The sequence below is a fragment of the Massilia suwonensis genome (assembly GCF_042655665.1).
In the GTDB taxonomy this organism is placed as follows: domain Bacteria; phylum Pseudomonadota; class Gammaproteobacteria; order Burkholderiales; family Burkholderiaceae_D; genus Telluria; species Telluria suwonensis.
Genome location: NZ_JBHSMR010000015.1, coordinates 72,995 through 85,490, shown reverse-complemented (window position 1 = coordinate 85,490; position 12,496 = coordinate 72,995). Strand labels below are relative to the sequence as shown.

The following is a 12,496-nucleotide window of genomic DNA, read 5'->3' as shown; positions in this document are numbered from 1 at the left end:
CTTGTAATGCGCAGATCGCCGCCTATACTGACAGCCTGCTCTGTTGTAGGAGGGACCCCATGCCTGTCGTCAGTTCAACGATGAAGGCGCACCGCAGCGCGCCGCCGCCAGTCTGGCTGGGTGGAGGACCGAAGGGGCCGCCATCGGCTCCGCCTACCATCCCGCCCATCATCATCAACCCGTTCAATCGGGAAGCGCCGAAAGAGCGCATCATCGACCCGTTCCGCACGCCGCCACCGCCGCCGGTGCGTCCGCCCGGCTTGCCCGGCATGCGTATGTAGGCTCTGCGCCAGCCTGCAACATATTTGTACAAATCAATCCGCTGGTCTTGTGCGTTTGCTATCGCTTCGCACCTGCTGTTCCTCTAAAATCTTACCTTTGGGCGATAGCCTTTCAGAAGGAAACAGCGAGCGATGAACGACGACGTAACCGACCTGGAATCGGGCGAAAACGACGCGCCGGTGCAGGAAGCGCGCCTGTGGCAAGGCAATGGCTGGACCGCACGTGTGATCAAGAACGAAGATGACGAGGGCTGGGCCGTCGCCATGTACAAGGATGGCGAACCGGAGCCGGCATTGGTCGGTCCATGGACCATGGGCCGCGACAAGAAAAACCCGAAGCCGCTCGACGTCAATGCCTTCAATACGCTGATCAAGACGGCTTCGGAAGTCATCCGCCGCCACGAGCAGCACCTGCATGCGATGTTGCATAAAAGCACCGTCGTGTGGTGGGAAGGCAGCGAGCTGAAGGTCACGCTCGACATCAAGCCGGACGACGACGATCCGTACGCCTTGCTGACGGCGATCGACGAGATGGGCGAGCAGCTGGCGCAGGTGCGCGTGGCGGCGAGCTTCAAGCTGACGCCGTCTTCGGCGCAAGCCTGGATCGAGAACGGCTACAAAGCCCCGCGCTAATTGCTTTTGTAGGGTGGGCGCGCCGTGCCCACCGAAACGTGACGCATCGATTTGGTGGGCACAGGGCGCCCACCCTACGACCGCCGCACCACAGTTTCGCTCACGAAGCGTGCGTTCCGGCGCGCCCGCTGCTAATATTTCCCTTGAGAATTAATTCTTCAAGGGAATCCATGGAACGTCTAGCCCGGCTCGAAGCGGTCCAGTCGATGTTGCTCGAAATCGGGCAGACCTCGACCAGCTGCAGCGACATCACCGAATTCATCCGCGCCGTGCATCGCGCGCTGGGCCGCATCATGTATGCGGCCAACTTCTATGTTGCCCTGTCCGACCGTGACGAGGGCACTGTGCGCTTCGTTTATTTTGTCGATGAATCCGACGAAGGCCCGCCGCTGAATCACCCCGTCAAGCTGGCCTCGCCGGACGAATCGCCCACCGCCTGGGTCATCCTGAACCGCCAGACCCTGGTCGTGACCGCGGAAGATTTCAAGGCGCGCCTGAACTTCGGCGCCGGCAGCGCGGCCGAGCACTGGATGGGCTGCCCACTGCTCGACCAGCAGCACCTGCCGCTGGGCGCGATCGTGATCCAGAGCTATACCCCGGACCACACCTACAGCATTGAGGACCAGGCCCTGTTCGGCGTGATCGCCAATCACGTCTCGGTCGCGCTGCAAAGCCTGCAGAGCATGGACCGCCTGGAACGCGCCGTGCACGAACGCACCGCGCGCCTGGAAGAAAAGAACGCCGCGCTGAACGCGGCGCTGACGCAACTCCAGCAAGCCCAGGGCGAACTGGTGCGCCAGGAAAAGCTGGCCTCGCTGGGGCGCCTGGTAGCCGGCGTCGCGCACGAAATCAACACGCCCTTGGGCATCTGCGTGACGGCAACGAGTCACCTCGTCGAGGAATTGCGCCTGACGCGCGAGGAACTCGGCGCCGGCGAGATGACCGAAGACAGCCTGAACAGCTTCCTCGACATCGTCGACCAGTCGCTGCGCATCATGACCACCAACACCCAGCGCGCAGCCAGCCTGGTGCGCAGCTTTAAACAGGTGGCGGTGGACCAGTCCTCGGACGACATCCGCAGTTTCAATTTGCGTAATTACCTGAACGAAGTGCTGCTCTCGCTGCAGCCGAAGCTGAAGGGCCGGCCGGTGAAGGTCGAGGTCGAGTGCCCGGCCGACCTGGTGCTGGAAAGCTATCCGGGCGCCGTCTCGCAGATCGTCACCAACATGCTGATGAATTCGCTGGTGCACGGCTTCGAGCACGACCAGAAGGGGGCGATCGCGATCCGCGCTGCAGTGGAGAACGATGTCGTCTCGCTGACCTATGCCGACGACGGCGCCGGCATGGACCAGGACACGCTGGATAAATTGTTCGATCCGTTCTTCACGACCAAGCGCGGCAATGGCGGCAGCGGGCTCGGGGCGCACATCCTGTACAACCTGGTGACGGGCCCGCTCGGCGGCAGCGTGCAGGCGTACAGCGCGCCGGGGGATGGATTGCGGTATGAGTTGAGTTTCCCGCGTAGCCGGCGCGAGCAAAAACTGGCGGCTTGATGGCGTTGGACGCGTGGGCGGGGGACCCGCCCACCTTACAGCGTAATAAGCAAGATGTAAGGTGGGCGGCTCCACCTCGCAAGGCGCATCGACGCGGCGTATAACGCCGCCCACGCGTTCAACGCACGTATGCGTCGCGCGTTTTCAAAGATCGTCGAGCACGTAGCGAGATCAATCCGGCCACTGCTGGTTGATCTCGACCGCCTTGTCCATATTCTTGATGAGCAGATCGACATAGTGCGGATCGAGATGCTTGCCGGCGACTTCGCGCAGGTAGTCGGTCACCTGCTCGGCCGGCCAGGCCGGCTTGTACACGCGCTCGTGGCTGAGGGCGTCGAACACGTCGGCGACTGCGACGATGCGCGCATACGGGTGGATGTCTTCGCCCTTCAAACCCTGCGGATAGCCGCTGCCGTCGTATTTCTCGTGGTGCTGGTGCGCGATCACGGCGGCGGCTTTCAGGATCGGGCGGCTCGAGCCGTCCAGGATCTGCAGGCCCACGGTCGGGTGCTGCTTCATGACTTCCCATTCTTCCGGCGTCAGGCGGCCCGGTTTCAGCAGCACGGCGTCGGGCGTCGCGATCTTGCCGATGTCGTGCATCGGCGCGGCGTGCATCAGCACGGCCGTCTCGTCTTCGGGCAGGCCCGAGGCTTGCGCCAGCAGGTGGCAGACTTGCGCCATGCGGCGCACGTGGTTGCCGGCTTCGTTCGAGCGCGATTCGACCACGTCGCCCAGGCGCAGGATCAGTTCGGCTTGCGTGTCGGTGATTTCCTGGTTCAGCAGGATGTTATCGAAGGCGATGGCCACGCCCGAGCAAAACACTTCGAGCAATTGCGCGTCGATGTCCGAGATTTCCTCAACGCCCTGCAGCACCAGCAAGGATGCCTTGCCGCTGTTATTCGGGAAGTAGCCGACATAGGTGTCGCCATGTAGTTTCGAGATGCGGTTATGCCGCGCCTCGTCGAGCTGGGCCAGCAGGGCCGGGTCGATGCCGTCGCCGAACTCGCCGATCTTGGCCAGCACCTCATACTGGCTCTCGCCCGTGATCATGCTCGCGCCTTTCAAACGAAGCAGCATGCTTTGCTCCAGGCGCAGCAGGGCGACGACCTGCTGCAGCAGGCCGCCTGCGAAGTCCTTCAAATTGCGCTGCTTGAAAATGTGCGAGGAGGCGGCCAGTACGCGCTCGAGGCCTTCGCGGTAGCTCTGCTGCACGCGGCGGGCGTCTTCCACCTTCATGATGTCGCGGTAGGCGCGCAGGGCCGCGAAGGTGGTGGTGAACAGTTTTGTCCGGTCGAGTTCCGTCTTTTCCTTGTAGTCGTTGATGTCGTAGTCGACGATCACGCGCTCTTCCGGCGCCTGGCCCGGCTGGCCGGTGCGCAGCACGATGCGGCTGAACTGGTTGTCCAGGTCTTGCCGCATCCAGCGCGCCACCTCCAACCCGCTGTCTTCGCGCTCCATCACCACGTCGAGGAAGACCAGCGCGATGTCCTTTTCGCGCGCCAGGATTTCCTTGGCCTCGGCGCCGCTATAGGCGTGCAGGAAGCTGAGCGCACGGCCGTCCAGGCGGAAGCGGTTCAGCGTGAGCTTGGTGATGTCGTGGATATCCGGCTCGTCGTCGACGAGCAAAACCTTCCAGGGCGCGAGCTTGGGCGTGGCGGCAGACAAAAAAGACATGGTGTTTCCGATACCGTAATTAGTCGATACGAACGAAACAAAGGTGAAATGCGGGTCGAATCGATTGTAGTACGGCTACGCGGCATTAACAACAGGCAATATAATGGGATGGAATGCAATGAATACGGAGTGTTGGAAGGATGAGTCAATAACCGTCAGTTATACCGTTTTTGGCAGTTCTCGCAAAAGAAGCTGCGGCGGTTGGTACGCCCGAGGTGGGCCTTTTTGAAGGGAATGTCGCAGCGCGGACAGATTTTCTTGGCGTGGGCGAGCCAGTGCTGCTTGAGGACGTACTGCTTTTTCCAGCCCAGGAAGTCGAAGCTGTATTGACGCGCTTCCTCGACCAGGGCGCGCAGCTTGGGGGCGGGCAGGGCGCCCACGGTCGAGGCGGGGTGCACCCGGATGCGAAACAGCACCTCGTTCTTGATGATGTTGCCGACGCCGGAAAAGATGTCCTGGTCGAGCAGGGCGTCGCAGGCCAGCATGTCGGGACAGGCGCGCAGCTTCTTGCGGGCCCCTTTCGGGTCCCAGGCGTCGCTCATCACGTCGGCGCTCCAGTCGTACTGGCTGTCGAGGTCGGTATCGATTTCGCGGATCGCGCAGGCATACAGATTCAGCAGGTCGCCCTCGGCGGTACGCAGCCAGAGGCGCGGCACCTTGCCTTCGCGCTCTTCGTTCACGCGATAGGTGCCGAACAGCAGGAAGTGGACGCGGATCGCCATGGTCGGCAATTCGATGAGGAAATGCTTGCCCCAGGTGCGCAGCGAGACGATGGTCTGGCCACGCAGGCGCGCGGGATCGATGGCGCGCATGTTGCCGCCGGCGTCCACGATCTGCTGGCCGACGAAACGGGCGGTTTCTTCTTTCAGGATGACGAGCGATGGTCCTTCTGGCACGGGCATTCCTCCTTGCCTGTCAGGATGCGCCGGACGGGAGAGGCCGGCTGTGCGAGGACTAACAAAACCGCGCATCCGGGACACTAAGAGCGCGCTCTAACAATCGGATACAGAATTTACCTGGCGTAGACTTCGCTTCCTGGCAAAGAAGCGTATATTGATACAGTAAAAACCAGGACATCCAAGAGAGGAATCGCCATGAAGAACGTGATTCGAACACTGGCCGCTAGCGGCCTGCTGGCATTGGCCGCGGGGGCGGCCTCGGCGGGGAACGTGACCGTCAACTATATCCAGCCCGAACGCTTCTCCGACCTGCCGTTTTCGAACTGGGATCGCGAGGAAGTATTGAAGGACCTGACCGATCATTTCGCCAAGCTCGGCGCCAAACTGCCGCCCGACCAGAACCTGCGCATCGACGTGACGGACGTCGACCTGGCCGGCCGCGAAATTCCAGGCCGCGGCGCACGCGACCTGCGCATTATTCGCAGCAACGGCGCCGAATGGCCGCGCATCGACCTGCATTACACGATCGAAAGCAATGGCCAGGTCTTGCGCAGCGGCGATGCGCAGTTGCGCGACATGGCCTTCATGGACCGCATCAGCCGGTATTCCGATGGCGACAACCTGCGCTACGAACGGCGCATGATCGACGACTGGTTCTACGAGACGATCATGCCGCGCGAGCGCTCGGCGCGGCGCTGATGTGTTTTCGACGATGCGGTAAACCGATGCATTCCAGGCAGCTTGCATAAAAATACGCGCCCGCGGTAAAGGGGCGCGTTTTTTTGTGCTGAATCGGTCGCAATTTACAAGCTGTCACATTTCTGGACATAAGCAAGGGTATATTCAAGTCGCAGTCACCAGGTATGTTATTTCTGCAATGCGAAAATAAGGAGCCGTTATGAAAAACGTCATTCGTATGCTGGCAGCAGGCGGTTTATGGGCGCTGGTAGTGGGCAGCGCCTCGGCGGAAGTGGTCGTCAATTATGTCCAGTCCGATCGTTTCACGGATTTGCCCAGGATGCAGCAAGAGCGCGAGCAGGTGTTGGCCGAGCTGACCAAACACCTCACCAAACTGGGCGCGGACCTGCCTGCCGGGCAGACCCTGCGTATCGATGTCGACGATATCGACCTCGCCGGCCGCAGGCTGCCGACGACCGGAACGCGCGAAGAGCGCATGTTTCATTCCGCGGTGGACTGGCCGCGTATCGAGCTCGAGTATGAAGTCGAAAGCAATGGGCAAATCGTGCGCAGCGGTAAAGTGGCCCTGCGCGACATGGCCTATCTCTCCCGTACCCAGCGCTATTTCGACGGCGATCCGCTCCGCTTCGAAAAGCCGATGATCAACGAATGGTTTTATACGGCCGTGGCGCCCCGCGAACGCACTGCAAGCCGTTAAGCGTTTTCCGCGGCTCCCTTGTGCTCATGCCGGCTCGCGCCGGCATATTTGTTTTTATTCCCCGCCTTTTTCCGTAGCGCGCTTGCCGGGTTCGCGTACCTGGTAATCCGACGGAACCGCGAACAGCGACGCATCGGGCTCGCCGCGCTTGAGACCTTCGAGCCGATACACGTACTCGCCGCTGCGCGGGTCGCTGTGCTTCGAATACACCGTTACCTGCAGGTCCGGCGCATACCAGGTTTCGTCGCTGACCACGATCGGATTGCGGTTGCCCACCTCTCCGGCCGGGATCTCGTAGCTGCGCTGTTTGCCTTCGGCCTTGATGCCGTCGAAGTCACGCGTGCCGAGATCGCGGCTGCTCGCCTTCGCTGCCCACTTGTGGTCGGCCAGCGCGCCCGTCACCGCGCCGGCGATCATCGGGCCGATGCGCGGCCCGATCGCGGCGGCGTCGAAGGCCGGGCCCGGCGCCATCCGGATCACGCGGACCGTTTCGCGGCGGCTGTCGCGCTCGTCATCGGTCCTGCGTTCGACCCTGACTGCGACCCTGTCCTCGTTCTCGCGGCGCTCGAGTGCCGGCAAACGGCCTTCGCGGCGCATGCGCTCGACCTGGGCGCGTGCCTTCTCGCGCGCGTCGCGGGCGATGCGTTCGATCTCGACCCGCGAGGGCAGGCGCTGGGCGCTGCGGCTCTGCGGATTCAGGATCCAGGTCACGCCTGCAACCGGGTCGTTGATGGTCACGTTGCGCAGTTCTCCCTTCTCGTTGCGCACCTCATGGCGCGTGCGGCCGGCGCTGTCGCGGTAGCTGGCCGAACGCGTGCGGCGTTCGATCTGGTTGCCGTCGGGTAGTTGCTGCAGCCGTTCGGAGACCGCCTGGGCGCTGTAGGGCGCGTTCTTGATCGTCTGGCCGCGGTGGAACGCGCGCAGGGCCTCATCGGGATGACCGAAATCGCCCTGCGCGGGGACGGCAGGCGCGGGCGCGACTTCCTCGGCCAGGGCAGGCAGGGCAAGACAGGCAAGCAGGGCGGCGAGCAGCAGACGGTTCGTGTTCATGGTGTCCTCGTGTGAATTAGGGAAGTGGTAACAGACGCGGTCAGTCGATCGAAGTCAGGCGCAGGGCCAGCGGTTCGCCGGCGGCGCCGACCAGCATTTCGGCGCGCACGGCCTCGCCCGCGTTTTCGGGCGTGACCGGCAGGCCGAGCGCGGCCAGCATGGTGCGCGACACTTCGGTCTCGATCAGGCGCGGCGCCGGGTCGGCCTCGATGCGCTCGACGGAATCGAGGGCGATGAAGGCGCCGCCGTTGTCGATGCGCACCAGCGGGCTGTCGTCGAAGCCATCCGCCAGCCGTGGCGGCAGCGACAGCAGGCCGACCACGGCGACGCAGACCAGCGCACAGGCCACGGCCGCGCTCCATTCGAGCATGCCGAGGCGTCGGTACCAGGGCCGCGCGCGGGCCGACTGGCTGGCGAAGGCTTGCATCAATTCCTTTTCCACGCAGCGTGGGGCGTCGACCTGGGCCAGCGCGCCGCGCAACTGGGCCAGGCGGGTGTCGAGTTCGGGGAAATCGTCGTCGTGCATGATGGTGTCCATTCAGGTAGCGCCCAGCGCATGCAGGCGCAGGGCCTTGGCCAGGGCGGCGCGGCCGCGCGCCAGGCGCGAGCGCACGGTGCCGATGTCGATGGCGCAGATCGTGGCGATCTCGCCGTAGGAGAGGCCGTGCATTTCGTAGAGGATGACGGCGTCGCGGTAATGCGGCGCCAGCCGGGCCAGGGCGCGCCGCACTTCCTCGGCCGCTTCGCTGGCGAGCACGCGGGTCAAGGGGCAGGCCTCTTCCAGAACCGGCTCGGCCTCGTCGTCATCTGGTTCAGGCAGGGGCGACTCGCGCCGGCGCGGCTCTTCGTGCTTCAGGATCAGGAGGCGCGCCACGCCGAACAGGAAGTTGGGCAGCGAACCGCGCAGCGGGTCGAAGGCGAGGCGGCCGCTCAGCAGGCCCATGAAGGCTTCCTGGACGACATCGGCGGCGGTGTCGCCGGAGCCGCAGCGCAGCAGGGCGAAGCGGTAGACCGGGCCCTGGTGGCGCCGGTAGAGCGCGGCAAAGGCCGGTGCATCGCCACTGCGCATGCGGCGCAGCAGCTCGTCGTCGGAAGTGGTCGGGGTGATCGTCATGGTCGTCTCTCACCCATATTCCGGCAGAGACGCCGAAAAGTTCCAACTATTTTTCGATCAGGGACCTGGTCCTTAGTCGACCCAGTTTACGCGATCGAACTTGGCGCGGAACTCATCCGACATCGCCACGACCTGGCTGGTCTTGTAGTTATAAAAAACGAAGCCGGACTTGGCCATCGCGACCAGGGCCTTGTCCTTCGGGCGGGTGATGCGGAAGGTGATGTCGCCGCCGTATTTATTGAAATCCATGACGCCGACTTCGAACAGCAGCTGGTCGCGCGCATGGGCTTCGGCGCGGTAGGTCGTGGCCAGGTCGGTGACGATGATGCCGGTGCCGTCGCGCTCGGTTTCGGGAACGCCGAACTCGAACAGGAAGCGGGCGCGCGCCTCGGAGATCATCGAGATCATCGAGTCGTTGCCGAGGTGGTTGGCGCCGTTGATGTCGGTAACCCGGACGGTCAGCGGCGTGGAATAGTAGTACTGGTCTTCGGGGAAGTGGAGATGTAAGCGTGCCATCGCTTCATTCTACATTGCTTGGAGCGCCTAACAAACCACCCCGACGCCCGCTACGCGCGCGCCGCCATGGCTGCGTTGCAGCGCCTTGCCCTGACGGTTCTGTTAGGCGCTCTCATCCTCCGCTGCCCCGCACCAGCTTGAAGACGCGCCCGCCGGCGCTGACCACGTACAGCTCGCCCGCGCCGTCGCGTCCGAAGGAGACGACCTGGCCGGCGCCCGTCAGGTTCCAGTCGCGCTGCTCGACGATGCCGGCGCCGCTGGCGAAGAAGCTTTTGATGTAGCCGCGGCAGTAATCGGAATAGAAGTAACGGCCGGCGAGCTCGGGAATCGCCGTTCCCCGATAGACATAGCCGCCGGTGATGGAGCAGCCGTTCACGTCGTTGGCGCCATGCTCGTATTCGAACACGGGCAGCGTGAGGCCGCTGCGGTCGCAGGTGCTGGCCTCATAGCAGGCCGTGCCCTCGAGGATGTCCCAGCCGTAGTTGAGGCCGGCTTGCGAGCTGCTGGCGAGGTTGACCTCCTCGCGCGCAGCCTGGCCGACGTCGGCGATATACAGCTGCTCGCCGTCGAAGGCGTAGCGCCATGGATTGCGCAGGCCGGCGGCCCAGATCTCGGGCCGGCGTCCGGCCTGGGTTAGGTAGGGATTGGTCGATGGAATCGTGTAGGGCTGGCCGCTGGTGGCCGTGCGCACGTCCACGCGCAGCAGCTTGCCGAGCAGGACGTTCAGGTTTTGCGCATTTCCGAACGGGTCGCCGGCGCCGCCGCCGTCGCCCAGCCCCGCATACAGCATGCCGTCCGGCCCGAAGGCGACCAGGCCGCCGAAATGGTTGTTGAACTGCGGATGGGCCACGCGCAGGATGGTCAGTGCGGAGGTCGGATCGGCGACGTTGGGCGTGGGCGAGCTGCCGTAGCGTTCGACGACGATGTTCTGGGCCAGGTCGGTGTAGTACACATAGAAATAACCGTTGCTGGCGAAATTCGGGTCGAAGGCCATCGACAGCAGCCCGCCTTCGCCGCCGGTGAAGACGTTGGCGCTGATGTCGAGCCAGGCCTGGGCCAGCACGGCGCCGTTGCGCACGACGCGGATCACGCCGCGCCGCTCGACCACGAACAGGCGGTCGTCGCCCGCCGGGGCGGTAACGAAGGTGGGACTGGTGAAGGTAGGCCCGATATCGGACAGGGCCAGACTCAGGTTGGCGCCGGCATAGGCCACCGTCGCCGTGGCGGTGGCGCCGGCGGCCACGACCACGCTCTGGGTGGCGGGCGTGGGCGTATAGGTGGCGTTGCCGAGCGTAACGGTGGACGCGGCCACGCTGTAGCTGCCGGGCGCGAGGTTGGCCAGCAGCTGGGTGGAGGTCAGGTCTTGCGAGAAGTTATTCGGACCGGTGACGCGCACGGCCCCGTTGACGCCGGCCGGCAGGGCCGTGATCGACACCTGCAGCGAACCGGTAATCGCCGCCGGCGGAGCAGTAGGGGGCGTGCCGGGATCGCCGCCGCCACCGCCGCAGCCGGCGAGCAGCAGCAGGAACATGAGCGGCAGGGACAGGATGAACATCCGTACGCGATCGACCAGCATGATGGCCCCCACAGTGAACGGAACATCTGGAACAGCTGTGAGGCAGATTCTGCCAGTATCAGGCAAGCTGGCGCGCACGCCAGCGCGCAGGCTCTATGGTGCTGCGGGTGCGCGCTGACGGGTGCGGACGACGATGCCTTGCGGATCGATCAGGACGACGAATTCGGCAAAGCGCCCGCCGCCCGCAGGCGACTGATACAGCCAGCTTTCATAGCCGCTGTCGAAGACGACAGCCTTGGTCTTGCCAAAGGCGGCCAGCAGTTCGGCCTTGGTGGTGCGGCCCGGCACGATCGAAGAGCTCAATCGCTCGGCCGGCACCTGGGTGCCGATGGTGGCCTGGCCGGTGGCGCAGCCGGCCAGCACGAGGCTTATCAGGAGGGCGGCGGCCTTCATTGCCGCACCTCCGGCGCCGGCGCGGATTCGGCCGGCGTCATGTAATCGAATTCGACCAGGGTGTCGTCGGGCCAGCTGCGGTCCCAGAGCGGCGCGTAATAAGTGCGGTCCAATAAAACCTGGCAATCGCAGAAACGCAGCATTTCCGGCGTCTGGTCGCCGCCGGCGTAGAGCATCTTGAAGGGCAGGTCTTCGACCCGGTCGCCGGCGCGCAGGCGTACGCCGAACAGGGGGCGGTCGGCGAAGAACAGGTAATTGCCTTCGGGGCTGTTGCAGACGTGATCGGCGCTGAGCAGCGCATTCGACAGCCAGGCGAACAGCTGGGAATTATTCGATACCAGCCCGGCTTCGGTGCCGACGCGGCATTCCAGGCGCAGGTCGCCCAAGCGGCGCGTATCGGGCGGCAGGCCGGGCGTGCGGATCAGGGCGCGCCAGGTCATGCTGACCGTCTTGCGGTTGGCGAGCACGGCCGCGTCTTCGCGCAGGGCCTGCTCGTTGCGGGGAAGGATGAAACTGTTATCGGGCCCGACCGGCACCGGCACCGAAACCGTGTCGCCGGCCACGCGCAGCGTGATGCCGTCCATCCTGACGTCGGGGGTACGCGGCAGCAGCTGGAAATGCAGCGGCGCGTTGGGGGCGAAGGCATGCTCGCGCTCGAAGCGTTCCATGCCTTTGATCATCTTGCGGTAGGATTTGTCGACCGGGTCACGTGTCGTAGAAACATTGACCTTCGCAACAGGCTCCTGCGCCGCACTGCCTCCCGCCGCCGAAACGGCAAGAACGAGGAGGAAGGTGGGCAGGAGCGGGCGCATGCGCTAGCTTACCAGTAACGCACCCGGCCGGTATCCATGTGGACGAATTGCGAATCGGGGTAGTAACCGACGCCGCCGGCTTTCATCGACATGGCAGCCTTGTGCAGCTGGGCCAGGTTCTTGCCCGGCATGCGGATGTCGATCGCCTTGCCGTCCATGTGCATGCTGTGCTTGGCCACGCCATTGGAAGCGGCCGCCAGCTTGGCGTTCGATTCGGGCGAACGGTAGCCCGAGATGATGTGCAAGACCTGGTTGTCGCCAAATTTGTCGCTGACGTCGTTAAGCAGGACGATCAGCTTCGGGTCCATCTCGGCGATCTTGTCGTTGCGATGGTCGCGCAGCAGTTTGTTGATGTCTTTCAGTGCGTCGGGAATGAACTGGCCTTCGGCCCAGAAAACACTACGCAGGCTTTCACCAGTGTGGGTGTTGTACAGACGCAGGACGCGTTCGGCAGGAGCGGGCTGGGCAGCTTTGGCCAGGGCCGGCATGCCGATGGCGGATGCGAGCACAACAGAGCTTTTGAGGAAAGAGCGTCGCTGGTTCATTGAACATCCTTACGCAAGTTCAGAAACAAAGATGATACTCCGATTTCGCTCCCT

15 protein-coding genes are annotated in these 12,496 nt (G+C 63.9%); 5 read left to right on the top strand and 10 right to left on the bottom strand.

Features of this window, described 5'->3' with window-relative positions:
• Positions 1 to 59 precede the first annotated feature (59 nt).
• The 3 genes from ACFPQ5_RS23970 (at position 60) to ACFPQ5_RS23960 (ending at position 2,467) form a co-directional block, all read left to right on the top strand.
• Positions 60 to 281, top strand: a complete 222-nt coding sequence (locus ACFPQ5_RS23970) for a hypothetical protein (RefSeq protein WP_379761551.1) — start codon at positions 60 to 62, stop codon at positions 279 to 281.
• Between the two features lie 132 nt (positions 282 to 413).
• Complete coding sequence (locus ACFPQ5_RS23965; protein WP_379761550.1) at positions 414 to 914, top strand: hypothetical protein; 501 nt, start codon at positions 414 to 416, stop codon at positions 912 to 914.
• Positions 915 to 1,084: 170 nt separating this feature from the next.
• Entirely contained in the window at positions 1,085 to 2,467 is a 1,383-nt protein-coding gene (locus ACFPQ5_RS23960; protein ID WP_379761549.1) for a GAF domain-containing sensor histidine kinase, read from the top strand.
• Positions 2,468 to 2,638: 171 nt separating this feature from the next.
• Here the strand turns inward: ACFPQ5_RS23960 and ACFPQ5_RS23955 are convergent, their stop codons facing one another.
• Together ACFPQ5_RS23955 and ACFPQ5_RS23950 are read right to left on the bottom strand one after the other, a co-directional pair.
• Positions 2,639 to 4,141, bottom strand: a complete 1,503-nt coding sequence (locus tag ACFPQ5_RS23955; RefSeq protein ID WP_379761548.1) for an HD domain-containing phosphohydrolase — start codon at positions 4,139 to 4,141, stop codon at positions 2,639 to 2,641.
• Positions 4,142 to 4,296: 155 nt separating this feature from the next.
• Positions 4,297 to 5,043 carry a DNA-formamidopyrimidine glycosylase family protein gene (locus ACFPQ5_RS23950; protein ID WP_379761547.1) on the bottom strand — a complete coding sequence of 249 codons (747 nt, stop codon included), beginning with the start codon at positions 5,041 to 5,043 and terminating at the stop codon, positions 4,297 to 4,299.
• Positions 5,044 to 5,235: 192 nt separating this feature from the next.
• On the opposite strand from ACFPQ5_RS23950, the gene ACFPQ5_RS23945 reads away from it, so the two are divergent.
• Together ACFPQ5_RS23945 and ACFPQ5_RS23940 are read left to right on the top strand one after the other, a co-directional pair.
• Positions 5,236 to 5,739, top strand: a complete 504-nt coding sequence (locus ACFPQ5_RS23945) for a DUF3016 domain-containing protein (RefSeq protein WP_379761546.1) — start codon at positions 5,236 to 5,238, stop codon at positions 5,737 to 5,739.
• 199 nt (positions 5,740 to 5,938) lie between these two features.
• Positions 5,939 to 6,436 carry a DUF3016 domain-containing protein gene (locus ACFPQ5_RS23940; protein ID WP_379761545.1) on the top strand — a complete coding sequence of 166 codons (498 nt, stop codon included), beginning with the start codon at positions 5,939 to 5,941 and terminating at the stop codon, positions 6,434 to 6,436.
• A gap of 54 nt (positions 6,437 to 6,490) precedes the next feature.
• Here the strand turns inward: ACFPQ5_RS23940 and ACFPQ5_RS23935 are convergent, their stop codons facing one another.
• From ACFPQ5_RS23935 to ACFPQ5_RS23900, 8 genes are all read right to left on the bottom strand, one after another.
• Positions 6,491 to 7,486 carry a hypothetical protein gene (locus ACFPQ5_RS23935; RefSeq protein WP_379761544.1) on the bottom strand — a complete coding sequence of 332 codons (996 nt, stop codon included), beginning with the start codon at positions 7,484 to 7,486 and terminating at the stop codon, positions 6,491 to 6,493.
• A gap of 40 nt (positions 7,487 to 7,526) precedes the next feature.
• Positions 7,527 to 8,012, bottom strand: a complete 486-nt coding sequence (locus ACFPQ5_RS23930) for a hypothetical protein (RefSeq protein ID WP_379761543.1) — start codon at positions 8,010 to 8,012, stop codon at positions 7,527 to 7,529.
• Positions 8,013 to 8,024: 12 nt separating this feature from the next.
• A complete protein-coding gene (locus tag ACFPQ5_RS23925; protein WP_379761542.1) occupies positions 8,025 to 8,600 on the bottom strand; it encodes an RNA polymerase sigma factor in 576 nt (191 codons plus the stop codon).
• A 72-nt stretch (positions 8,601 to 8,672) separates the two neighbouring features.
• Positions 8,673 to 9,116, bottom strand: coding sequence for a thioesterase family protein (locus ACFPQ5_RS23920; protein WP_379761541.1), 444 nt, complete (start codon positions 9,114 to 9,116; stop codon positions 8,673 to 8,675).
• Between the two features lie 112 nt (positions 9,117 to 9,228).
• A complete protein-coding gene (locus ACFPQ5_RS23915; protein ID WP_379761540.1) occupies positions 9,229 to 10,692 on the bottom strand; it encodes a PQQ-dependent sugar dehydrogenase in 1,464 nt (487 codons plus the stop codon).
• Positions 10,693 to 10,785: 93 nt separating this feature from the next.
• Entirely contained in the window at positions 10,786 to 11,085 is a 300-nt protein-coding gene (locus ACFPQ5_RS23910; RefSeq protein ID WP_379761539.1) for a hypothetical protein, read from the bottom strand.
• A complete protein-coding gene (locus ACFPQ5_RS23905; RefSeq protein ID WP_379761538.1) occupies positions 11,082 to 11,753 on the bottom strand; it encodes a hypothetical protein in 672 nt (223 codons plus the stop codon). The genes ACFPQ5_RS23910 and ACFPQ5_RS23905 overlap by 4 nt, the downstream gene beginning before the upstream one ends.
• 152 nt (positions 11,754 to 11,905) lie before the next feature.
• Positions 11,906 to 12,442: a peptidoglycan L,D-endopeptidase MepK gene (locus ACFPQ5_RS23900; RefSeq protein WP_379761537.1), complete on the bottom strand. Its 537-nt coding sequence runs from the start codon at positions 12,440 to 12,442 to the stop codon at positions 11,906 to 11,908.
• Positions 12,443 to 12,496 lie beyond the last annotated feature (54 nt).